22 protein-coding genes and 2 CRISPR repeat arrays are annotated in these 23837 nt (G+C 42.4%); of the genes, 9 read left to right on the top strand and 13 right to left on the bottom strand.

Annotated elements, in window-relative coordinates; all coding sequences use genetic code 11:
- Positions 1–19: 19 nt before the first annotated feature.
- The 9 genes from flgL to M1F26_RS11995 all read left to right on the top strand — a co-directional run bounded on the left by flgL (position 20) and on the right by M1F26_RS11995 (position 12410).
- The gene (gene flgL, locus M1F26_RS12035; protein ID WP_140170717.1) at positions 20–955 is read left to right on the top strand and encodes a flagellar hook-associated protein FlgL; all 936 of its coding nucleotides are present in this window, start codon (positions 20–22) and stop codon (positions 953–955) included.
- A 284-nt stretch (positions 956–1239) separates the two neighbouring features.
- Positions 1240–2708: a CRISPR direct-repeat array (repeat unit 28 nt; unit sequence GTTCACTGCCGTATAGGCAGCTTAGAAA).
- 211 nt (positions 2709–2919) lie between these two features.
- On the top strand, positions 2920–3876 hold the full coding sequence (gene cas1f, locus M1F26_RS12030) for a type I-F CRISPR-associated endonuclease Cas1f (protein WP_140170716.1): 957 nt from the start codon (positions 2920–2922) through the stop codon (positions 3874–3876).
- Positions 3877–3890: 14 nt separating this feature from the next.
- Entirely contained in the window at positions 3891–7355 is a 3465-nt protein-coding gene (gene cas3f, locus M1F26_RS12025) for a type I-F CRISPR-associated helicase Cas3f (protein ID WP_140170715.1), read from the top strand.
- Positions 7356–7382: 27 nt separating this feature from the next.
- Entirely contained in the window at positions 7383–8651 is a 1269-nt protein-coding gene (gene csy1 / locus M1F26_RS12020) for a type I-F CRISPR-associated protein Csy1 (RefSeq protein WP_140170714.1), read from the top strand.
- A complete protein-coding gene (gene csy2 / locus M1F26_RS12015) occupies positions 8648–9592 on the top strand; it encodes a type I-F CRISPR-associated protein Csy2 (protein ID WP_140170713.1) in 945 nt (314 codons plus the stop codon). Before csy1 ends, csy2 begins: the two co-directional genes overlap by 4 nt.
- A gap of 3 nt (positions 9593–9595) precedes the next feature.
- On the top strand, positions 9596–10618 hold the full coding sequence (gene csy3, locus M1F26_RS12010; RefSeq protein WP_140170712.1) for a type I-F CRISPR-associated protein Csy3: 1023 nt from the start codon (positions 9596–9598) through the stop codon (positions 10616–10618).
- A gap of 8 nt (positions 10619–10626) precedes the next feature.
- On the top strand, positions 10627–11262 hold the full coding sequence (cas6f, locus tag M1F26_RS12005) for a type I-F CRISPR-associated endoribonuclease Cas6/Csy4 (protein WP_140170711.1): 636 nt from the start codon (positions 10627–10629) through the stop codon (positions 11260–11262).
- Between the two features lie 129 nt (positions 11263–11391).
- Positions 11392–11659: direct repeats of the CRISPR family, unit length 28 nt; unit sequence GTTCACCGCCACACAGGCGGCTTAGAAA.
- A gap of 165 nt (positions 11660–11824) precedes the next feature.
- Positions 11825–12151, top strand: coding sequence for a type II toxin-antitoxin system RelE/ParE family toxin (locus tag M1F26_RS12000; protein ID WP_140170710.1), 327 nt, complete (start codon positions 11825–11827; stop codon positions 12149–12151).
- Complete coding sequence (locus M1F26_RS11995) at positions 12138–12410, top strand: helix-turn-helix domain-containing protein (protein WP_140170709.1); 273 nt, start codon at positions 12138–12140, stop codon at positions 12408–12410. The genes M1F26_RS12000 and M1F26_RS11995 overlap by 14 nt, the downstream gene beginning before the upstream one ends.
- A gap of 426 nt (positions 12411–12836) precedes the next feature.
- On the opposite strand, the gene fliR is transcribed toward M1F26_RS11995, so the two are convergent.
- The 13 genes from fliR to fliF form a co-directional block, all read right to left on the bottom strand.
- Positions 12837–13616 carry a flagellar biosynthetic protein FliR gene (gene fliR, locus M1F26_RS11990; protein ID WP_140170708.1) on the bottom strand — a complete coding sequence of 260 codons (780 nt, stop codon included), beginning with the start codon at positions 13614–13616 and terminating at the stop codon, positions 12837–12839.
- A gap of 2 nt (positions 13617–13618) precedes the next feature.
- Positions 13619–13888: a flagellar biosynthesis protein FliQ gene (gene fliQ / locus M1F26_RS11985; protein WP_004255630.1), complete on the bottom strand. Its 270-nt coding sequence runs from the start codon at positions 13886–13888 to the stop codon at positions 13619–13621.
- 22 nt (positions 13889–13910) lie between these two features.
- Positions 13911–14654 carry a flagellar type III secretion system pore protein FliP gene (fliP, locus tag M1F26_RS11980; protein ID WP_094961178.1) on the bottom strand — a complete coding sequence of 248 codons (744 nt, stop codon included), beginning with the start codon at positions 14652–14654 and terminating at the stop codon, positions 13911–13913.
- A 12-nt stretch (positions 14655–14666) separates the two neighbouring features.
- A complete protein-coding gene (gene fliO, locus M1F26_RS11975; RefSeq protein WP_180359461.1) occupies positions 14667–15125 on the bottom strand; it encodes a flagellar biosynthetic protein FliO in 459 nt (152 codons plus the stop codon).
- Positions 15126–15147: 22 nt separating this feature from the next.
- The gene (gene fliN / locus M1F26_RS11970; RefSeq protein WP_004255621.1) at positions 15148–15564 is read right to left on the bottom strand and encodes a flagellar motor switch protein FliN; all 417 of its coding nucleotides are present in this window, start codon (positions 15562–15564) and stop codon (positions 15148–15150) included.
- Positions 15557–16564: a flagellar motor switch protein FliM gene (gene fliM, locus M1F26_RS11965; RefSeq protein WP_094961179.1), complete on the bottom strand. Its 1008-nt coding sequence runs from the start codon at positions 16562–16564 to the stop codon at positions 15557–15559. The genes fliN and fliM overlap by 8 nt, the downstream gene beginning before the upstream one ends.
- Before the next feature lie 5 nt (positions 16565–16569).
- Positions 16570–17049: a flagellar basal body-associated protein FliL gene (gene fliL, locus M1F26_RS11960; protein WP_140170707.1), complete on the bottom strand. Its 480-nt coding sequence runs from the start codon at positions 17047–17049 to the stop codon at positions 16570–16572.
- A 162-nt stretch (positions 17050–17211) separates the two neighbouring features.
- Positions 17212–18579 (bottom strand): flagellar hook-length control protein FliK, encoded by a 1368-nt coding sequence (locus M1F26_RS11955; protein ID WP_140170706.1) that lies wholly within the window; start codon positions 18577–18579, stop codon positions 17212–17214.
- The gene (gene fliJ, locus M1F26_RS11950) at positions 18580–19023 is read right to left on the bottom strand and encodes a flagellar export protein FliJ (protein ID WP_094961182.1); all 444 of its coding nucleotides are present in this window, start codon (positions 19021–19023) and stop codon (positions 18580–18582) included.
- 11 nt (positions 19024–19034) lie between these two features.
- Positions 19035–20399, bottom strand: a complete 1365-nt coding sequence (gene fliI / locus M1F26_RS11945) for a flagellar protein export ATPase FliI (RefSeq protein ID WP_140170705.1) — start codon at positions 20397–20399, stop codon at positions 19035–19037.
- The gene (gene fliH / locus M1F26_RS11940) at positions 20396–21124 is read right to left on the bottom strand and encodes a flagellar assembly protein FliH (protein ID WP_136135208.1); all 729 of its coding nucleotides are present in this window, start codon (positions 21122–21124) and stop codon (positions 20396–20398) included. Before fliH ends, fliI begins: the two co-directional genes overlap by 4 nt.
- Complete coding sequence (gene fliG, locus M1F26_RS11935; protein ID WP_004255600.1) at positions 21117–22109, bottom strand: flagellar motor switch protein FliG; 993 nt, start codon at positions 22107–22109, stop codon at positions 21117–21119. Before fliG ends, fliH begins: the two co-directional genes overlap by 8 nt.
- On the bottom strand, positions 22106–23791 hold the full coding sequence (gene fliF / locus M1F26_RS11930) for a flagellar basal-body MS-ring/collar protein FliF (protein WP_140170704.1): 1686 nt from the start codon (positions 23789–23791) through the stop codon (positions 22106–22108). Before fliF ends, fliG begins: the two co-directional genes overlap by 4 nt.
- Positions 23792–23837 lie beyond the last annotated feature (46 nt).

The following is a 23837-nucleotide window of genomic DNA, read 5'->3' as shown; positions in this document are numbered from 1 at the left end:
ATAGGATAAGGATTTAGCGATGCGTTTAAGTACCAACATGATTTATCACCAACGCTTGCAAGACATGAATAGTGCGCAAGCGCGTTGGATGGATGCAGGGAGCCAATTAGCTTCTGGTAAGCGTGTAAGCAAGCCTTCTGATGACCCGCAAGCATCTTCGCAAGCGGTGCGGATTAATCAGTCAGAAAACCGTAACCAACAATATGTAGCAAGCCGTGGATTTGCGAAAACGGGAATGACATTGCAAATGAGTATTTTGACTCAGATGACGGATGTGACGACGCAAATCGATACCACGATTATTCAGGCATCAAACCAAGGTGCTTTAAGCGATAAAGACCGCAATACTTTGGCTGAACAGCTAACGGGTTTAAAAGAGCAATTAGTGGCGTTAGGTAACTCGACAGATGGAAATGGTCGGTATATTTTTGCGGGTTTTAAATCAGATAAACCGCCATTTGAAATTGATGCTAACGGCGAAGTGCTTTATCACGGTGGCGACAAAGCGATTATGCAGAATGTGGCGAGTGACCGTGAGATGACGACTTATTTCACCGGCGCGCAAGTGTTTGATACGGACAGTAAAGGTGTTGTGAATATTTTCAAATCACTGAATACGGGTATTGAGTCACTGAAAAAACCACTGCAAGGCGCACCACAAGCAGATTTAGACCAAGCGCAATCTGAGTTGGGTGAAGCGAACCGTGCCATTAAATCCGCATTAGATCAAATTTCCAATATTGAAGCTAAGCAAGGTTTACAATTACAAGAAATTGATAAATTGAATTTTTTAGCTGACACGCGCTCGATTCAAAACGCAGCCCGTAAAAGTGAGTTGTTAGAAACAAATTGGACTGGCACCACCACAGATTATTATAAAGAAAAAGCGATGTTTGAAGCTTCACAAAGTATTTTCAAAGACTTAAATAGCATGTCACTTTTCGGCAGCCGTTAATTATTTAATATTCTTTTTACTCACCGCGCTTTGGAGCCATTCAAGCGCGGTTTTTTGTTTGGGGGGTTTTTAGTCACCACAAAAAGGGGATTTGAGTTTATTATTGTGTCTTTTTTATATTGCATAAATTTGCTTTTGTTTTACCCTTATTTGACCTTTCATTTTTGCTCTTTAAAAATCCGCTGATTTAACAATTAGTTATAGGATTCACTAAAAACAAAGGTATTTTTTGTATTTTAAAGCTAGTCAGTTGTTTTTATTTGTTTTAATCTATTTTTGTTATAGTTCACTGCCGTATAGGCAGCTTAGAAATGAAACAGATTCGGTAAGAATTTATTTACAAGGTTCACTGCCGTATAGGCAGCTTAGAAAGTATTTTCCCACGTTACATTGTACTCCCCCGCGTTCACTGCCGTATAGGCAGCTTAGAAAGTCCTTGGGAGGGCGTCACGTTCCATGCCCAGGTTCACTGCCGTATAGGCAGCTTAGAAAGCATGGAAAGACCAGGAGGTTGAGGTGATAATGTTCACTGCCGTATAGGCAGCTTAGAAAGTTAAACCTAAACTCGCCAGTCCCCGTATTTTGTTCACTGCCGTATAGGCAGCTTAGAAAACCACCGTATTGGCTTGGGGCTCCTATTGAGCGTTCACTGCCGTATAGGCAGCTTAGAAAGTAAGGACAGGTAAGAGGGTACGTTCTGTCATGTTCACTGCCGTATAGGCAGCTTAGAAAAATCACAAAGCTCATCATGGTGGGCTTTTTAATGTTCACTGCCGTATAGGCAGCTTAGAAATACACCTCAATATCTATCTTTGACCGTATCTCGTTCACTGCCGTATAGGCAGCTTAGAAAATATGGGGAAGAAACTACCAAGGAGACGATTCGTTCACTGCCGTATAGGCAGCTTAGAAATTGTAGATATTCGGCATATATTCATTACTTAGGTTCACTGCCGTATAGGCAGCTTAGAAAACTGAAATTATCAACTGTAATGTTATATGGATGTTCACTGCCGTATAGGCAGCTTAGAAATGTAATTTTCGTTGCTGTTGAATAATACACGTGTTCACTGCCGTATAGGCAGCTTAGAAAGTTCCAATTATCAACAAAACCACCTGCTTGATGTTCACTGCCGTATAGGCAGCTTAGAAATAAACCAGAAAGAACTAAAGGCGGTACGTTTTGTTCACTGCCGTATAGGCAGCTTAGAAAGTGGGTGTGGGTTATTGAGTTTAAGCGAGTGTGTTCACTGCCGTATAGGCAGCTTAGAAAATATAGACATTACAGATTTCAAGACAGTTGTTGTTCACTGCCGTATAGGCAGCTTAGAAATAAACCAGAAAGAACTAAAGGCGGTACGTTTTGTTCACTGCCGTATAGGCAGCTTAGAAAGTGGGTGTGGGTTATTGAGTTTAAGCGAGTGTGTTCACTGCCGTATAGGCAGCTTAGAAAATATAGACATTACAGATTTCAAGACAGTTGTTGTTCACTGCCGTATAGGCAGCTTAGAAAAACTTCAAATCATGCCAGCCGTTTGTATTCCAGTTCACTGCCGTATAGGCAGCTTAGAAATCGAAAGGGTTTAGTATCACACTGGGCAAGCCGTTCACTGCCGTATAGGCAGCTTAGAAATAGTTCTGCACGAAGTTGTTCAGTACGTTCGGGTTCACTGCCGTATAGGCAGCTTAGAAAAACCTGAACTCTAATATATGCAGAATATTGCCGTTCACTGCCGTATAGGCAGCTTAGAAAGCGCTATCGATTTTATGTATAAAGATAATCAGGTTTATGGTCACAAGGATGGTATAAAAAGAGCATCAGTGAGTATTTTTTTACTGGTCATTCTGTGAAACCCTTCGCAAATTTGGCTTTGGTTGAAAACAAGGACTTGTTTCGTGGGATAAAGCTTATTCTAATAGATTGATTCAAAAATCTTATTATTTAAGGACAGAATCCAACTATTATGGACGATTTTTCACCAAGTGAATTAAAAACTATTTTACATTCGAAACGCGCCAATATGTATTACTTGGAACATTGCCGAGTTATGCAAAAAGACGGCCGTGTTCTTTATTTCACTGAAGCTAAAAACGAAAACCTCTATTTTAATATTCCAATCGCAAATACCACGGTCTTACTTCTGGGCACTGGAACCTCTATTACTCAAGCAGCAATGAGAATGTTATCTCAAGCAGGGGTATTAGTTGGCTTTTGTGGCGGCGGCGGTACACCGCTGTATATGTCTACCGAAGTAGAATGGTTAACGCCACAAGGGGAGTATCGACCAACGGAATACCTGCAAGGGTGGTTATCCTTTTGGTTTGATGATGAAAAACGTTTAGCGGCTGCTAAAGAATTACAACAGTCACGCATCAAATACTTACAACAAGTATGGCAAAGTTCTCGTGAGTTACAAAATGAAGGGTTTATTTATAACGACAGTACTATTCAATCGGCGTTAAACACTTTTCACCAGCGCACAGATGCTGCCAAAAACACGCAAGAGCTACTGCTTACGGAAGCTCAACTGACTAAAACCTTATATAAGTATGCTGCGAATAATACAGGGCAAAAAAATTTTACTCGTCAGCACCAATCGGCTGTCAAAGCGAATGACTTTTTAAATCATGGCAATTATTTGGCCTATGGATTAGCTGCAAGTTGCTTATGGGTATTAGGGATCCCCCATGGCTTTGCGGTAATGCACGGTAAAACACGGAGAGGCGCTTTAGTATTTGATATTGCTGACTTAATTAAAGATGCTATCGTTTTACCATGGGCATTTATTTGTGGTAAAGAAGGTGCCAGCGATCAAGAATTCCGCCAGCAAATATTACAGTCCTTTGTTGACCATCAGTCCCTTGATTTTATGTTCGATATCGTAAAATCATTGGCATTACCGCCAGTGGAAAACCCGTAACAGGTAACACCGCTATGATGGTTACTTTTGTTTCCCAATGTGAAAAGCACGCGTTAAAACGAACTCGACGAGTATTAGATGCTTTTGCTAACCGAATTGGTGATAACACATGGCAAACCTTGATCACCCAAGAAGGTTTGCAAATGGTTCAGAAGTTGTTGCGTCGTAGTGCCAGTCGTAATACTGCGGTAAGTTGCCACTGGATACGCTCTCGTTCGCGCAGCCAATTACTTTGGGTTGTTGGGAACAGAAATAAATTTAATTCAGAAGGGCACGTCCCGGTTAATCGCACAGAAAAATCGTTGTTGGGTAGTGAGCGTGAAAATAATTGGAAGTATCTGCCGTTAATCAATGCATTAACGCGTTTAGCTGCATTGCTCCATGACTGGGGAAAAGCCTCACAACTGTTTCAAGATAAATTAAACCCACATGTTAAAACCCCTTTTAAAGGGGATCCGCTGCGCCACGAATGGGTTTCATCATTATTATTTAGTGCGCTGGTAAAAAGCCAAGTAGAGCCGCAACGGGATGAAAGCTGGCTTGATGCGCTAGTCACACAGCAATGGGATGAAGTGCAGTTACAACAGTGGGCTAAACAAAATCAACAAGCGGCATTACCATTATCTGGGTTACCTGATGCGGCCTCGTTATTGGTTTGGTTGATTGTTTCTCATCATAGATTACCGTTTTTAGCGAATGATAAAGAACGTTTATTCTATGCAGATAAAGCCTGTGATTCGTTAGCAAAACTGTTAGAGACAGTGGATAAACAGTGGGGCTACCAAAATTACTATAATGAAGATGAATATTCACAACGCATTAATCAATGCTTTGAATTCCCATATGGCTTATTGAGTGAGTCAAAAGTATGGCGACAAACATTAAGTCAGGCGGCAGAGCACCTTAAACACCAGCTCCCTTTGTTAAATGAAGCGATAGAGAATGGCTGTTGGCGGTTAGTCGTGGAACAGGCACGCTTATGTTTGATGTTAGGGGATCACAATTATTCCTCAAAAGAAGCTGATTCAACATGGGAGTCAGGTATTCCATTATATGCCAATACGCAGCGTTTACATGGGCAAACCGAATACAAGCAACGGCTCGATGAACACTTGGTGAATGTGGCTAGTGTTGCGGCAAATGTCACAGAATATTTACCATTTTTCGCAACAGAACCGCCTGTGGCAAGTGATATTAACAAACTTAAGCACAATAAAAATGCTGCCGGTAAATTTAGCTGGCAGGAAGATACAGTTAGCACCATTTACCAATATCGAGAAGAACAGCAAGATAAAGTTCAAGGGTATTTTGTTGTTAATATGGCGAGTACTGGCTGTGGTAAAACAGTCGCCAATGCTAAAATTATGCAAGCGCTAGCGGAAGATAAACAAAGTTTGCGATTTATTCTAGCGTTAGGGTTTCGTACATTGACGTTACAAACAGGGGATGAATATCGTGACCGGTTAGGCGTCAAAGATGACAACCTTGCCGTATTGATTGGCTCCAAAGCGGTATTAGAGTTGCATCAAGAGCCTCTTGAAGAACAAAAATTAATCAAAGAAGAGCATCAATTAGCGGGATCGGGTTCTGAGTCCCAAGAGAGCCTTTTTGATGATGAAGGACTAGAATTAAACTGGCAAGGCAGTTTACCGGAGGAAGAACTTTCAACGGTATTGACGAGGCCAAAAGATAGAGCTTTGCTCTATGCTCCGATCTTAGCTTGCACTATTGACCACATGATGGGAGCGACAGAAACCATCCGTGGTGGACGCTATATCCTTCCCTATTTACGGTTAATGTCATCTGACTTAATCATTGATGAGATTGATGACTTCACGGGGGATGATCCCAAAGCGATTGGGCGTTTAGTCTATTTAGCGGGGGCTTTGGGTCGAAAGGTCATGATCTCTTCTGCAACTATCCCGCCAACGTTGGCACTTTTCTATTTCAAAGCTTACCAATTAGGTTGGCGAATTTATGCACTGAGTCAGCAAAAGTCACTGAAAGTGGGCTGCATTTGGGTGGATGAGGGGCGATATGACGAGAAAAAAGATAAATGTGTTCATTCGTGCCAAATTGCCACCATCACAGCGAGAGATGACGCTGCAACGCTTGAACATTACCGTCAATATCATCATGCATTTATTGAAAAACGTATTAAAGTTTTACAATCATTGGTCGCACGTCGAAAAGCATTTATTTTGCCGATGCAAAAAGGGCAGGGAGGTGACCGACAAACGCAATATTTTTCATCTATTCAGCAAGGAATTCTCGGGTTGCACCAAGCCCATTCTTGCACTGAGATGCAAACTCAATTGCAAGTCTCTTTTGGGGTAGTACGTGTTGCCAATATTTCAGTTTGTGTTGCACTAACCCATTATTTATTAGCTAATGAATGGCCTGAAGAAATAGAAATTCGTGCTATGGCTTACCATAGTCAGCAAGTATTGTTGTTACGTCATGAGCAAGAAAAACACCTTGATGCGGTATTGAAACGTAAAGAAAAAGCAGGGGAACAACCTGAAGCTTTCCAAAACTCCATAATTCGAAAGCATATCGATCAGGTTCACCTGCAAGATAAAGCTAAACACCTTATTTTTATTTTAGTGGCAACGCCTGTGGAGGAAGTGGGGCGAGACCACGATTTTGATTGGGCGGTGATCGAACCGTCATCCTATCGCTCTATAATTCAAATGGCAGGGCGAGTACGTCGGCACCGAGAGGGCGAAATTATCCATCCCAATATTGCGTTATTGCAATATAACTGGAAGGGCTTTATCGAAGAAAAACCTCAGGATGTTTTTTGTAAGCCTGGTTATGAAAATGGCAATTTAAACTTACGCCTATCTACTCATAATTTATGTGACTTGGTGGATGAAGAACAACTGCTGAAATCCGTTGATGCGATCCCTAGAATTCAACCTATTCCAGACTGGAAAAAGCAGCAAACCACCAATTTAGTTTGTCTAGAACATGCATCAATCGAACGATTGATGGGCGATACTACCGATCTTAAACCAAAAACGGCCACTCGTTCACGTCTGTTCTCTCAAACAGTAGAGACTCCGTTAAATAGGCCGACCACGCTTTGGGGATATACCTGCGGTGCTTGGGGATTAACTGCGCTTTCTCAGCAGTTTTTTTCATTTAGAAAAAGCGAGCCAACAATACGTTTGTCGCTGATTTTATCAGCAAAAAATGAATCTTATTTCTGTGAATATGATAATGACAATGGTTGGGTAAATAAAAATAATGAATATGGGATAGGTTTTCAGCCACTTGCAGAACAATTAAAAGAGAGGTTATGGCTAGTACGTGATTATCAGCAATCATTAGAAGGCCGTGAAAATGAATACCAGTCAGTTGAACAACTTTCTCGGCGTTATGGCGAAATTAGTTTTTCACCACATGAAAAAAGTGGGATTCATTTTTATTATAACGACCAAATGGGACTCAGCACATTTAATGTTTCCGAGTAAAAATTTCAGTCACAAGGACCATTTACTATGTTAGATCCAGCAATAGAGGCCTTTTTTGCTGAGCGCAAAGAGGGATGGCTTAAAAAAAATGCAAAGGCATCGATGGGTGACGATGAGATGCTGCAATTGCAACAGGAATGTGATGTCGTTTTTTCATTGTCACAGTGGTTGCCGAATGCGGCAAAACGGGCAGGGCAAATATCATTATCTACTCACCCTTGCACCTTTAGCCACCCAAGTTCCCGAAAGAACAAAAATGGTTATGTCACTGCGATACTTGCTAGTTGTGAACAAGAAAATGATGGTTTTTTACGAACCGGAAACGTTGTTGTGGAAACGGATGCATTAGGTAATGCGGCAGCCCTTGATGTATATAAATTCCTCACACTTGAATTACAAGATGGCCAAACATTATTGACTCATATTAAGGATGAAACTCCATTAGCAAAAGAGTTACTTAACCAAGGGGATGAAAGCTATCACGTTATGCGGGATGGTTTTCTCGCTATGGTTGTGACAGACAATACGGTAGTGACAAGTTCTAAAATCAAACAAGTTTATTTTCCTGTTTGGTTAGAGGATTGCGAATATCACTTATTATCCCCATTAACCCCCTCTGGTTTGGTTTTTGAACTACGCGAACGCATTGATGCGATTCGATTTTCTGAACAGACTAAAGCACTGCGAGATTTAAAACGTAAAGGGGAATTTAGCGACATTGGCTATCAAGAAATTTATGGTCTTACTACCATTGGTTACGGGGGGGCTAAGCCACAAAATATTTCCGTACTCAATAATCAAAATGCAGGTAAAGCCCATTTATTACCCTCACTTCCCCCCCAAATTACTCAACGAAAACTGCGTTTACCTACTCATGATTTCTTCTCAAATACGCTAAACCCTTGGCAGGTAAAAGATACGTTAGAGGCATTTCATAGCTTAATTTCATTACCGAAAGAACAGCGTGGTAGTCGTTTTATTGAATATCGTGACAGGCGCATTCAAGAGTATCTGGATTACATTATGTTAACCATGTGGGAGATCCGGCGTGAGTTTGAACGAAATGGCGCTCAATTACCGACCCAACTCGCCAAAGTGCAACAAGTTTGGTTATTTCCAGACCAACAGGGGCGTAATAACTCAGATGAATGGTTAGAGGGGGTGATCCTCCTTATTGCCCAGCAATTTATGCGGCATTATAAAAAAGTACTGGGGAAAAAAGCGATTAGTCTAGGTGATGATGAGTTGGCGGCTATTGCGGACGTTATTGCCATCAATAAGGAGCTATTACGATGAGTTCCACTTATATACTTAAATTGCCTCATTTAAACATTCATAATGCGAATGCACTCTCTAGTCCTTATACCATTGGTTTTCCAGCTATGACGGCCTGGTTAGGTTTTATGCATGCTCTAGAGCGGAAACTCCGAGTTGTGAGTGAACTAGATATTGTTCTCGACTCTATCGCAATGGTCAGTCATGACTGTGACTTACAAACCTATCGTGGAGCTAATGATTATGTTAGTTCCATTGTGGGAACAGGCAATCCATTAAATAGTGATGGCTCGCGCTCCGCATTTATCGAAGAGGCTCGTTGCCATTTAGACGTTTCTTTATTGATTAAATATGGCATTAAAAACAATGATGTGATTGAAGGGCTACCTGAACATTCCCCCTTACTAGATATTATCCATGATTTAGTAATGACAATGAAATTGGCTGGTGGCGATATTCTGTCATTAGGTAAACCCGCTGCATATATTCTGCCATCGGAAGATGCGGATGGGAAATATAGGCAAGGCTTATTGAATAGTGTGATGCCTGGCTACGTATTGATTGAGCGTCGTGACCTGATGATTGAAGCCATGGAAGAAGGACAAGATGCTATAGATGCCCTGCTGGGGTATCTGGTCGTAGAAAATAACTGCGTTGAAGTGGGAAAGGAAAATGGGAACAAGGCGTCATTTGAATGGCAAGCGCAACGTAAAACGGCAGGCTGGATTGTTCCAGTAGCAACTGGATATCAAGGTATTTCCCCGTTAGGGCAAGCAAAAAACCAGCGAGACTCAGAAGTGCCACATCGGTTTGCCGAAAGCGTGGTCACGTTAGGGGAGTTTGTATTAGTAAATCGCGTGAATAACATTCATGAAATTTTATGGGAATTTAATTTTGTTGAGTCCCAAAACCTGTATTTATGCCAACAAGTGGCAGCTAACTTTATTTCGAGTGGAGAGTAACTAATGGCGAAGAATAATGATGTTGCATCGGTTTTAGCATTTGAAAAAAAACTGGTTCCATCGGACGGTTATTTCTATGGCACTTGCTGGGATAATAAATCGCAATTTGCGCCATTATCGTTACAAGAAAAATCGGTAAGAGGCACTATCTCAAATCGCTTAAAAGGCGCTGTAAAAAATGACCCGTTAAAATTAAACTCCGAGGTGGAAAAAGCTAATTTACAAACAGTAGATGCTTGTGCGTTAGGGACTGAACAAGACACCTTAGTGCATCAATTTACCTTGAAAATTCTTGGCGGTGTGGAAACGCCATCGGCTTGTAATAATGCATTACTCAAGCAAAGTTATACCCAAGCGGCAAAAGAATATATCGAACAACAAGGTTTTCAGGAGTTAGCTCGCCGTTACGCCCAAAATATCGCGAATGGGCGTTTTTTATGGCGCAACCGTGTGGGGGCTGAACAAATCGAGGTAGTTGTCAAAGTACTCAACAAAGGGCAGCCACTGGAATGGGTGTTTGATGCCACACAATATAGCATTCATCAATTTGATGCTAAAGATGAAAAAATCAACCAATTGGCTGAAAAAATTGCGGCGGCTTTAGCGCAGCCTCAAGGCGCATTATTACTGGAAATCACTACATATTCACAACTAGGTAAAGCTCAAGAAGTGTATCCAAGTGAAGAACTGGTGATGGATAAAGGCAAAGGAGATAAAAGCAAAATTTTGTACCATGTGAATGGGCACGCCGCGATGCATTCGCAAAAAATTGGTAATGCTTTGCGTTCTATTGATACATGGTACCCTGCGTATGGTACTGAAGGCGGTGCAGGCGCTATCGCGATTGAGCCTTATGGTGCGGTCACTAACCTCGGAACAGCCTATCGTACACCAAAAGATAAACAAGATTTTTATACCCATTTTGATAAATGGGCGCGAGGTGAAAAGCTATCGCGTATTGAAGATGAACACTATGTGATGGCGGTTTTAGTTCGCGGCGGTGTATTTGGCGAAAGTGACAAATAAGGTGGGCTATGAATTATTATCAGGAGGTCACTTTATTGCCGGACTCAACCGTCCCATTGGATTTTCTTTGGCAAAAGGTTTACCAGCAAATTCATATAGCGCTGGCGGATAATAAAACGTCTCAGGGGCACAGTGCGATTGCGGTTGCCTTTCCTGAATACGGCAGCGTAGGCTTTCGCTTAGGTAGAAAAATTCGTTTGCATGCGACAACACAAAGTGAACTTGAGCAGTTAAATTTGCAAAAGTGGTTAGCACGGTTAATGGATTATGCTCATATTAAATCGATTCAGGCAATACCAGAGCAGCATGTTCAAGTCAGTTATATTCGAAAGCATGTAAAAGGGCTGAGCCGAATTGAAGCCGATATGCAGCAAAAAGCACGGTTATGGTCTGAAAAATCAGGGCAACCATTGGAACAGTGTTTGAAAACATTGTCTGAGAGTAAGCCAAAAGCGAACAATCGTTTGCCATTTATTTGGGTTGAAAGTTTACATGCCAGAGATAAGCAAGTCGAAAGCCGGCCTTTTCCTTTGTTTATAGAAAGGATAGAAGCTACACAAAAGCAAATTGGGGTGTTTAGTTGTTATGGTCTTAGTCAAGCAACTAGTGGCTCAGTTTGTTTAGCAACGGTTCCCCATTTTTGACCTTTGCTTTTTGCTCTTTTAAAATTAGTCAGTAAATCAGTAGGTTATAACTACCAGTAAATAAAAGGGTATTTTCCAATAAATACCCTTAATTGATTGTTATCACTTATTTTTATTTTAAAGTGCATCGTTCACCGCCACACAGGCGGCTTAGAAAAATTTTTATTGATAAATTGAAATCGGTATCAAGTTCACCGCCACACAGGCGGCTTAGAAATTCCGGTACTCAATCCAATTTCTCCAAGTCGTGTTCACCGCCACACAGGCGGCTTAGAAAGATAATTGTATTGACCTAATTGCAACTGACCCGTTCACCGCCACACAGGCGGCTTAGAAATTCCGGTACTCAATCCAATTTCTCCAAGTCGTGTTCACCGCCACACAGGCGGCTTAGAAATGTTAAACTGTTAGCCCCTAGCGCATCTGTTGGTTCACTGCCGTACAGGCAGTACAGAGAAACTGATCTATTTACTGCAGTCGGTATGTAGTACAGACGATACAATGGAATGTGATTTGCACTAAAAAGCAATTTGCATTACAGTGCAAATTATGATGAGGGTATATGTATACTGTAAAATATCATTCTGAGGCTGAAAAAGAAGCAAATGCACTGCCTTTAAAAATCAAGGTGAAATATGACCGCCTCATTAAAAAATTAGATTTATCAGCTAATTATTTAAGAGAACCAGATACTAAATCATTGGGCGATGGATTGTTTGAGATAAGAACTATGGGAAGTGAAATAGCTAGGGGGTTATGGGTTTACCACAAAGATAAAACAATTTTTATGCTCAGGATCTTTATCAAAAAGTCACAAAGAACCCCAAAGTCTGAGTTTTATTTAGCGAGAAAACGTTTATTGGAGCTATTAAACGATGAAAACACATAAAGAGCTACATGATGAATGGATGAAAGATCCAGAATACCAAGCTGCTTATGAAGAAGAAATAAGAACTGAAAAATTGCAGGCTATGCTTAAGGAGTGGAGAGAGTCTGCTGGGTTAACGAAAATTCAAATAGCTGAAATTATAGGAGTTAATCCATCAACTATCACAAGGTTGGAGAGTAATGTGAATAATGCGAGCATTAAAAGCATTGTAAAGTATGCTGCTGCATGTGGAATTAAAAACCCAATAATTGCCCTTTAAGATTATTTATTTTTGTCGTAATTACTGCACTGCCAGCTTAGAAATTTGGTTAAATAACATAAATAGCAGTGAAGGGGCTCTACTACACGGGGCGTTTTTACATGATTAAATTGAAAAAATATGACCTCAAGGTCGTTTTTACGTGATTTTACCATCTTTTACCTAAGTTAAATTTAGTGTTAGATGTATTCGTAACTATCACTTGTTTTGATAGCTTAGAAATGAAATAAATAATGGGTATCGTTACCGCCATATAGGCGGCTCTCTTTCTTTAATTTATCGCCTGAAAAAAATAATGGGTGTTAGTACTTAAAATTAGGAGTAAACAATGAATTTTGAATTAGAAATAAGCTTTTATAGATTTACCTTAATAATTAGAGTTACCAAATGGTTTTACTAACTAATTAATTGATTAAGTATCGATACTCAAACAAACAAATTAAACATCAACGATAACTGCTCGAAAGCTTGGTGGACCAAACGCTCGGTATAGCGCGGGAGGATAGAAATAATCAGCCCTAACATACTAATTCCAATGGTAAGCGTTAAAGGAAAACCGACCACAAACACCGATAGCTGCGGGGTCATGCGGTTTAGAATACCCAAAGCAAGGTTTAGAATTAAAAATAAGGTGATAAACGGTAAAGCCAACATTAACCCATTAATAAATATGGTGTTAGCAAATTGGACAAATACCCAAAAACCATCGCGATTTAATGGTGCGGTTTGAATTGGGAGCAGTTCAAATGAATTGACTACAATATAAATAAGCCACAAGTGCCCATCGAAAGCGAGAAACAATAAAATAGTAATTACGTTAAATATGCGACCTAAAATTGGCATATTGGGCCCGCCAGTTGGGTCAAAAAAGGTGGCGAAAGATAACCCCATTTGCAAACCAATCACTTCCCCCGCATGACGCACGGCAGCAAATGCCATTTGCATTGTGAGTCCCATCGCAATACCAATCACCATTTGCTGCACGATGACCCATAACCCCATAGCAGAAAATAGAGGAATATTCACGACAGGAAGTTGTGGGGAAACAATCAACACAACAAAAAAAGCCAATGCAACGCGAACTTTGGTAATCGCCTGTTTTTCATTAAAAAAGGGTGCTGTACCAAGCAGCGCCAAAAGGCGTATGAAAGGGTAGAAACCTTGGCTGAGCCACAGCGTGAGTGTTTCACTGGTAATGGTTAGCATTGTTAGCCAATAATAAACGGTAAGTTGCTAAGCAATGACCGCATATAGTCGGTAAGCAGATTCAGCATCCAAGGCCCTGCAATAATAATCACAGAAATAACCGACAAAATTTTAGGAATAAAAGACAGTGTCATTTCATTCACTTGCGTGGCGGCTTGCAGTAAGCTGATAATTAAACCCGCCGCCAAAGCGGCTAATAACAAAGGGGCAGCTAGCATCAGCGCAATTTTCATCGCTTCAGTTCCCATCGCCATTACTGATTCAGGTGTCATAACTACTCCGAGTAAAATAATCCTAATTAAAAAAGCTTTGCGATAATGAGCCAAGCAATAGTTGCCAACCATCAACTAATACAAACAACATTAATTTGAATGGCAAGGAAACTGTTGCGGGGGGAACCATCATCATCCCTAATGCCATTAAGACACTGGCAACGACTAAGTCGATGATTAAAAATGGAATAAAAATAGTAAAACCAATTTGGAATGCGGTTTTGAGTTCGCTGGTAATAAAAGCCGGCACTAAAATACGTAAAGGAACATCTTTCGCTTCTTGAATTTCACCTACCTTAGCTATTCTTGCGAATAGGGCTAAGTCGGATTCGCGTGTTTGCCCTAACATAAAGGTTCTTAAGGGTGCTGTCCCTTTCTCTAAAGCGGTTTCGAGGCTAATTTTGTCTTCGCTAAAAGGCTGGTAGGCTTCACGATACACTTGGTCGGCAACGGGTGACATCACAAAAAAGGTCAAAAACAGTGCTAAACCCAATAAGACTTGGTTCGGTGGAGCGGAGGGCGTTCCGAGTGCGTTACGCAATAAACCTAAAACAATAATGATGCGGGTAAAACTGGTCATCATTAATAATAAGGCGGGAATAAAGCCTAATAAGGTCAAAAATAAAAGCGTTTGAACAGGTAAAGACCAAGTTTGTCCGCCATCAGCCATTGAATGGCTAATAATGGCTGGTAGTGCCGCAGAAGCGGAGTTTGGCAATAAAAACAAGAGGGTAGTAATCGTGAGTAAAGATTTTAGAGGTAACATGAGCCCTTCCGATTACTTATGCATAAGTGTAACTGAAGCCGCACATTTTGCAGCCTCTTGTTTTTTCTTTAATAAAGACTGAAAGGTGAGCGGTTCAGTTGGCAATGTCTCAACGACTTCAGGTGCAGCCGGGTATTGGTGTAAGAGGCTGATATTTTGTGTGGTAACACCTAATACCAAACACTCATTATTCACCTCAACAACCACAACGCGTTCTTTATTACCTAATGAGCAACGGCTTTTGACTTTTACGATTTGCTCCTTGCCCATTTTTTGGGGAGCAAATCCTAATTTTTTCACCAACCAAGCACCTGCTAGTATCAATAAAATGATCCCCCCTAAAGCCCCTGATATCTGCGTTAAGCTATCATTGTGGTCAATAGCAGGAGTATTAGGTTCACCGGAGGAAACGGTTGTTGATAAAAAAGGCACAGATATCGGTGCCTGCTCAGTTTGATTGGGTATTGCCATTATCAGCGACTCACGTGGTTAATTAACGACTTAAACGGCGCATACGTTCGGAAGGCGTAATGATGTCAGTAATACGAATACCGTAATTATCTGAAACCACGACCACTTCTCCCTGCGCAATTAAATAGCCATTGATCAGAATATCCAGTGGCTCACCCGCTAAGCCATCCAGAGAAACTACAGAACCTTGGGATAAGCTCAGTAGTTTTTTAATGGTCATTTTAGTGCGACCCAATTCAACTGAAAGACGGACAGGAATGTCCATGATCATATCGATATCAGACAGTTGATTTAGCGGGTTTTGTCCATCAAAGTTGTCGAAAGCCTGTGCACCAGCTGAGGCGGATTCCGCTTTTTTTTGCTGTTCCAGCGCTTCAGCCCACAGGTCTTCACTGTCGTGATTGGTTGATGCATCAGGAGAGTTCTTCGCCTCACTCATTGGTACTTTCCTCATCTAGAGTGTTTAATACAGGGTTAATCAAATGTTCTACACGCAATGCATACTGACCATTTTGAGTACCGTATTGACTGGTTAATACGGGAACGCCATCAACATTAACGATGAGGCGGTCAGGTTTCTCAATTGGGATCACATCCCCTTTTTGCAGTTGCAGTAAGCGAGAAATTCGCATTGGAATGTCAACAAAGTTGGCAACCAATTCAAGTTCAGAACGTTTCACTTGGGTGACAAGGTTGGTGACCCAAGTTTCATTTTCTTGGTGGCCTTGTTCCATTGGTGGGTTTATTAAACGTTCACGTAATGGCTCAATCATGGCGATCGGAATACAAATACTGAATTCACCAACGGTATTGCCTATCTCCACTAAAAACGGTGTGGTAACGACAATGTCATTAGGGGAGGTGGTGATATTAGTGAATTTGACTTGGATTTCAGAACGTACATATTCCACTTCAATATCAGCGATTGGCTTCCAAGCATCGCGATAAGCCCCTAAAGCTAACTTGAGCATGCGATTGATAATGCGTTGTTCAGTATTGGTAAACTCTTTACCTTCTTGCCGTACAGGAAAGCGGCCGTCTCCACCAAATAGATTGTCGACAGCGATGTAAACTAATGCGGGCTCAAAGGTAAACAGTGCCGTGCCTCGTAAAGGCGGCATATGGATTAAGTTTAAGTTAGTCGGTACGGGTAAATTACGCGCAAACTCATGGTAAGGTTCAATTTTAATACCGCCCACCGTAATATCTGGGCTGCGACGTAACATATTGAACAAACCCATACGGAACTGGCGAGCAAAACGTTCATTAATGATTTCGAGAGACTGCATTCGCTCCCGAATAACTCGACGTTGAGTATTCGGGTCGTAAGGGCGAACATTATCTTTCCCTTGAGTCTCTGGCACAGGCGTACTGCTTGATGGTGCATCATCATTAAGCAGCGCATCAATTTCGGCCTGAGATAAAATATTATCGCTCATGAATATTACCGCAGAATAAAAGTAGTAAATAACACATCAGAAATATCCTGATCGGTATCACCTGGGATCAGGGTAGGGGTGAGTGTTTGCTTGATATCTTTCATTAACTGCAACTTACCTTCATGCGTCTCAATATTTTTTACTTTTTGCTCTGAAAGTAGCAGTAACAAACGGCTACGCACTTCAGGGAGGTATTCATGAAGTTGTTTGCGCGATTTTTCGTTCGCAAGTCGCAAAGTCACATGGATATAAAGCACACGATCAGGTGCATCGGCTGCACCTGCCAAATTGACGGTAAATGGCTCTAACTCCATAAAAATGGGTTGTGGCATGTTCGGGCGCTTTTCTTCCTCACTCGCCGTTTGCGTGCCTTGTTGTGTCGTCCACCAGGTATAACCCCCAAACCCTGCGCCAGCAAGGGCAAGAAGGGCAAATAGAATAAGCAACCCTTTGTTGGAACTTTTTGATTTTTTGCTCGACGACATTTAGCTGAATTCCTGTTTCTTGGATGCTAAACCCAAATGGGTTTTTACGTTATGATCTCTAGCATTATGGCTTGGTTGCCAAGAGTTAAAGGAGTGAAAAACGAAACAAAAAGGCGGTAACTCGGCGCTTTAGCTAGGAAATTACCGCGATTCGTTTGTTTTTTATGCAAAAGTGTTAATGCCACCCTGTCTTGATGCCACTGTTTTAGGTGAAACTGTCGAATTTGTTTCGCTGATACCAACAGCACCAACGGATGGATGTGTCGCTTGAATTTGGCCATCGTTTTGGTGCGCATTTTGCTGAGAGCTATCGGATTGCTGGTTCAAGTTATCTTGGCCAACAGAGCCTTGAGCAAGATGAATACCACTTTCTTGTAGCGCACTGCGTAGCACTGGCATCATGGATTCCATGGCTGCACGTACATGACTATGTGGAGAGACAAAATGCATTACTGCTTGGTTATCTTCGATACGTAAATGCACATTTAGTGAACCTAACTCTTCAGGATGCAAACGAATTTGCGCTTGAGAAACCCCTTGGCGAGAGAAAAACAGCATATGTTGGCTTAATTGCTGCTGCCATGCTTCGCTGCCTAATTGGCTGGCTAAATGCAGAGTTGGTGTAGAGGTTGGTGCATTCATCGTTGCCGCTTGGGCTGTTGATGTCGTTGGCATCATGCTAACTGGCGCGGTCGTTGTATGCTGTGAGGATGTGGTGGTAAAAGCACCAGTCTCAGTTTGTAGTGTAAATGCGCCTTTTGCGGTTTGGTTCAGGGCTTCACTTGAAACATTTTGTAGGTTTAATACTGGGTCTTTATCACTCACTTTTTTATTCAATGGCATGAAATCAGCAGTTAAATTTTTACTGCGTATATCTCGTGGGTTATCAAAGGGAAAAAGAGGCTGGTCACGACGTTCTTCTTTTTCATTCTTAATAAATACCCCAAGTTCTGGGCCATCTTCTTCGCCTGCGATTTGTTGCTGTGAACCTTCCAGATGTTTGCCATCATCTTCATTAATGATGCCATCTGCATTATCCGTTAGGTGCTGCATTTTTTGGGTAAATGCGCCTAAAACCGGGTGTGCTTCTGTTTTAATAGTTGTATTTGCCGTTGCTTGTACTTGGCCAGTTAATGACTGTTTTAGGCTATTTAACCACGCTTGCTCGTTGGCATCTTTGCCTGTTAGTAGCTCAGTGTTAAGTGCAGTTTGCACGCTATCAGCACGCAAGTTACGGCTAAAGTTCAGTTGCTCAATGGCATTTTCAGCCGTTTTTTGCCCAACCTTGGTTTGTTCAATCGTTTCTTTACTCGCTATTGCCAGTTTGTTATCAACAATGTCTTTGTTAAGCGCTTCTTCATTGATCGGTTGATTAGTGACATTTTGTTTTTCAATTGGTTGCTGGTTATCAAGCATGGCTTGAAAGGGGAGTGCAGGGGCTAGATTTTCATCAGCGCGCGATTCATTTTGTTGTATATTGCCATTTTTAGTCGATGATGCGGTTGGCACATTCAGGGCGTTGATGTCCATTTATTGAGGTCTCCGTAAAGTCGCTCGTTGAGCAAATTCATCCATTTGCTTTTGTTCTAAGCGGTTTTGACGTTGGTATTCAGTATGTTCAGCACGTTGAATTAACGTATCGAACGCATTGACACGCTGTTGTTTTTCTTGCCAATGGCGGTTAGCTTCGTTAACGCGTTGCTCCCATAAATTTAGCTGCTGTTGCTGTTGCTCAATGGTCAGTTCCAATGTGACCAAAAATTGCTGATAATTCTGCCACTTATCCGATTCCATCCCCGTATGCAAGGTTTGGTTGAGTTTTTGACGATATTCGGATTGGTAGTTTTCCAACATATTTAGTTGCTGCGCCATTTGGGTGTGGGTTTGGCGTACTTGAGCTAACACTTTCGCTGCTTCTTCCGAGGCTTCAACAGCTAAGGTGAGTAATGTTGTTAAGGCATTATTTTTGGCCATTTATCCCCTCGTTATTCGTTGGGAACCACTTGTGTCAACTGTTCGCATGCGGTTTGATAATCACATCGCTCATCAATATCTTGCTGCAAGAACTTCGACATCCGTGGGTAATATTGAATTGCTGTATCCAACATGGGGTCACTGCCCATGGCGTACGCACCGACGTTAATTAAATCTCGGTTGCGTTGATAACTAGACGTTAACTGCTTGAAACGTTGAATTTTTCGGTAATGCTCTTTAGGAATGAGCTCCGTCATTGCTCGGCTGATAGATGCCTCGATATCTATTGCAGGGTAGTGCCCTGACTCTGCCAGTGAACGTGAAAGTACAATATGGCCATCCAAAATGGCGCGAGCCGAGTCAGCAATTGGGTCTTGTTGGTCATCCCCTTCCGTTAAAACGGTATAGAAAGCGGTAATTGACCCACCATTTTTCCCATTCCCTGCACGCTCAACTAATGCTGGTAATTTGGCAAATACAGAAGGTGGATAGCCTTTCGTTGCTGGTGGTTCACCCACGGCTAACGCAATTTCCCGTTGTGCCATGCTGTAGCGAGTGAGTGAGTCCATAATCAACAGCACATTTAAACCTTTATCGCGAAAATACTCAGCGATACGAGTGGCATAAGAGGCGCCTTGCATGCGCAATAGAGGAGACACATCGGCTGGCGCTGCAACGACAACGGCACGTTTTAAGCCATCAGCCCCTAAGATATTTTCAATGAAATCTTTGACTTCACGACCACGTTCACCAATCAACCCGACTACGATAATATCGGCTTGTGTAAAGCGTGCCATCATGCCAAGTAATACGCTTTTACCCACACCAGAGCCAGCAAATAGCCCCATACGTTGGCCGCGACCGACGGTTAATAATGCATTGATTGCACGAACACCGACATCCAATACATTACTAATAGGCGTTCGTTCTAATGGGTTAATTGGTGGGGTAATTAATGGCGCGCGTGTTTTTACCTCTAAGGGGCCTTTTCCATCTAATGGATTACCTTGGGCATCAAGTACTCTGCCTAATAATTCATTACCAATAGGGAGTAAGCGGCTAGTTTGTCCGTCATCACCGGTTGATTGTGCATAAATACGGGCACCCGGGGCGATCCCCTCGAGGTCGGCCAATGGCATCAATAACATTCTTGGGCCGTTAAAACCGACGACTTCACACACCACTTCATCTGAGCCGCCATTAATTGAGCGTTCAATAAAGCAGGTTGCCCCCAAAGGCATTTTAATGCCTTCGGCTTCCATCACTAAGCCAGTGATTTTTGTGAGGCGGCCATAACGACGCACCATCGGGATCCCTTTCATCCGCGATTCTAAATCGTCCAACGAAGCAATCCAGCGTCCCAATCGTGCCGTCATGAAAAGCTCTCCGGTGCATATAAACGGCACAGTTCTTGCCAACGTGTTGCCACAGTCATATCGATTTCACCGTCTTCTGCGACGACTCGGCAACCACCGATATGCAGTTTAGGGTCAGCCACTAAGCGCCAGCCATTCAAGTTGAGTAGGGAACCGAGATGCTGCTCGATTAATTCAAAATGATTTGGGTTGACGTGTAGTTCAGGCCGCCCAGCAAAAATCGGTTTTTGTTGGAGTAACTGGCTGATTTCCTCCAACAATGCGGTGCCATCACAAACGGTGGATTGACCTAAAACTTGCTTAGCCGCAGTCAACGCTATCTGCAACAGTTTAGTGGTCACCACCGTATCAAAGGTATCGAGAGAATAATTGAATTCAGACAGCAGTTTTTGCCATGTTTCAATCACAGGTTGTTGCAAAGCAAGTGCCTGCTCACGCCCTTGTTCTTCTCCAGCTCGTAAGCCTTGCTCAAAACCAGCTTGGTAACCTTCTTGCTGGCCTTTTTCATGCCCTTGTTGGTAACCCGTCCGCTGTGCATCTTCCTTGATGTTATCGAGCAAATTAATTTGCTCTAACACTTCTTTTGGTTCAAGGCATGGGACTTTGGGGGCGTCAGGTTCAGGAACATCGCTTAATGCAGGAATGCCTGAGTTGAGATCCCATTGATTAAGCTCACGAAGCTGCCAAGGTTGCCATTGGTCATTTGGAATTGTTGACTTAGACATAGACGTCGTCTCCACCACCTATCGCGATTTCGCCTTTTTCGACTAAACGACGAACGATAAGCAAAATGGCTTTTTGTTCGTTTTCCACTTGAGACATACGCACAGGAGAACGTGATTCCAAATCGTCGCGCACGATTTCTGCAGCGCGAGCGGCCATATTGTTGAGGAAGTGGTCGCGTAGTGCTTGGTTGCTACCTTTGAGGGCAATAACCAGCGAGTCTGTCGAAACATCCTGCAAAATACGTTGAATGCTGCGGTTGTCCACCTCGATAAGGTTTTCGAATAGGAACATTTCGTCAATAATACGTTGAGCAAGCTCACCATCGTAATCACGCATTGCATCGATAACGCTTTCTTCTTGCTGGCTTTTCATCAGGTTGATGATTTCTGCCGCAGTTCTCACGCCACCCATTTTGCTGCGTTTGAGGTTTTGGCCATCCAGTAAGTTGTTCAATACTTCGGTCAATTCCGCCAATGCAGCAGGTTGGACACCACCAAAGGTGGCGATACGTAGCATAATATCGTTGCGTTGGCGCTCTTCGAATAATTCGAGGACATCCGCTGCAAGATTGCGTTTTAAGTGAACCAAAATAGTCGCGATAATTTGCGGATGTTCATCACGGATAATATCGGCAACGGTTTGGGGTTCCATATAGTTGAGGCTTTCGATCCCTGACGTGGTTTCTTGTTTTTCAAAGATGTCCTCAAGTAAGCTTGCGGCGCGTTCTTCGCCAAGTGCTTTCACCAATACAGAACGCAGATAGTCATTCGTGTTGATATTGAGAGCTGCGAATTGAATTGCGGACTCTTCAAATTCAGTTAATACTTCTGCCAATTCATTATTTGAGATTTGGCGCATGTTTGACACTGCCATACTCAATTGCTGAACTTCTTTAGGATTCAGGTGCTTAAATACTTCCGCAGCCTGGTCTTCACCGAGCGTCATTAACATCACGGCACTTTTTTCTGTTCCACTTAAACTCATTGGGATTTTCCTAACCACTGACGGATAACCATTGCCACGATTTGTGGGTCTTTTTCTGCCATTTCACGGATACGTTGGCTTTGGATCTCAGCACTAACACGTTGACGAGTCAGGCGACGGCGTGTTTGCTCATCCATTTCTTCATCAATCGCTTCATCAACCACGAGCGGTGTTTTCAGTTGTGTGGCAACAAAAACCTCGGCTTCAGCTTGGGCTTGTTGTGCTTTTCGGTATTTAACCCATTGAGGTTTGATACCGAAACGCCACATAAACCAAGCAATAATGGCAATAAGCAGTATTTTTCCGTAATCCAGTAACTGAGCAATAAATTGTGGGCTTTCAAGCAACGAAGGTGCTTCTTCAACCGGAGCCTCATTGGTAAACAATGAATTAGTAATGTTGAGAGAATCCCCACGTGCAGTGGAAAAGCCCATTGCTTCGCGTGTCAATGCTTCAATTTGTTGCAGCATCTCTGGTGGCAATGGCTTCATTTCTGGGCCATTTTCACCATCTTGTGAATGGTAATTGACAATAACTGCGACCGAGAGCCTATCGACGACACCAATTTGCCGTTGAGTGTGACTAATTTTGCGATCTACTTCGTAATTTGTGGTTTCATCGCTTTGCGAGTTCGAGACACTATTACGGTTATTCGCCGTTTGAGCGCCATCTTTATTGTCTTTATTGGTTTCAATAGGTGCACTTGGTGCACTAACGGGTTGATTTGAAAGCGCACCTGGCACTCCACCGGTTCCGACATTGTTATTTTGCATACTTTGGCTGTTTTGGCGGGAACGAATGGCCGCACTATCTGGCGTTTGGTTAGGCTTATATTCCTCTGAAGTTTGTTCGACTTTCGAGAAATCCATTTGTGCGGTGACTTGGGCATGAATATTGGCACGACCCACTAACGGTGACAGAATATCTTCAATGCGCTGTTTGAGATGGGATTCCATCTCTTTAGTCATTTTGATTTGTGCGCTGTTCGCCGATTGCTGGCTATTATCGTTATTGGTGAGTAAGCGACCCGCTTGGTCAACAATAATGACATTACTAGAGGTTAGGCCTGTTACGCTACTTGATACCATATGGACAATAGCGCTGATTTGCCCTTCATCAAGCATTCTTCCCGGTAGTAAACCGACCGTCACAGAGGCCGTTGGTAGCTTTTGCTCACGCACAAATAAGGTGGGTTTAGGAATTGCTAAATGCACCCGAGCACTTTGTACTGGGCTTAGGGATTCAATAGTACGAGAGAGTTCACCCTCTAATGCACGTTGGTAATTGATTTGCTCACTAAATTGGCTGATACCGAATTGTTCTTTATCTAATAATTCAAAACCAGTATTGCCACCTTTAGGTAAACCTGATTGAGCGAGTTTTAAACGTAATTCATGCACTTTATCTGCAGGAACTAAAATAGCGCTGCCATTATCAGCAATTTGATATGGCACATTCATCTGAGTTAGCTGGCCAACAATATCGCCACCATCTTTAGCACTTAAATTGCTAAGAAGTACACGGTAGTCAGGGCTGCGTAGCCAGAGGAGAAGGGCGACAATAATTGAAACAGCCGCAGCCGCCGCAATCATTAACGGTATTTTAGGATCAGCTTTAATCCTTTCAACTATAGAGGCAAAACCCTTTTTGGCCTCCCCTGTGTCTTTAGATGCGGCACTCATAAATATTCCCTGCTTGGCAGACTACTAGACGGATGAAAATACTTTT

The organism is Providencia sp. PROV048, from assembly GCF_033688165.1.
GTDB classification, from domain to species: Bacteria; Pseudomonadota; Gammaproteobacteria; order Enterobacterales; family Enterobacteriaceae; genus Providencia; species Providencia hangzhouensis.
Note: the sequence above shows the minus strand (reverse complement) of the source record. Positions and strands in the feature narration are given on the sequence as shown.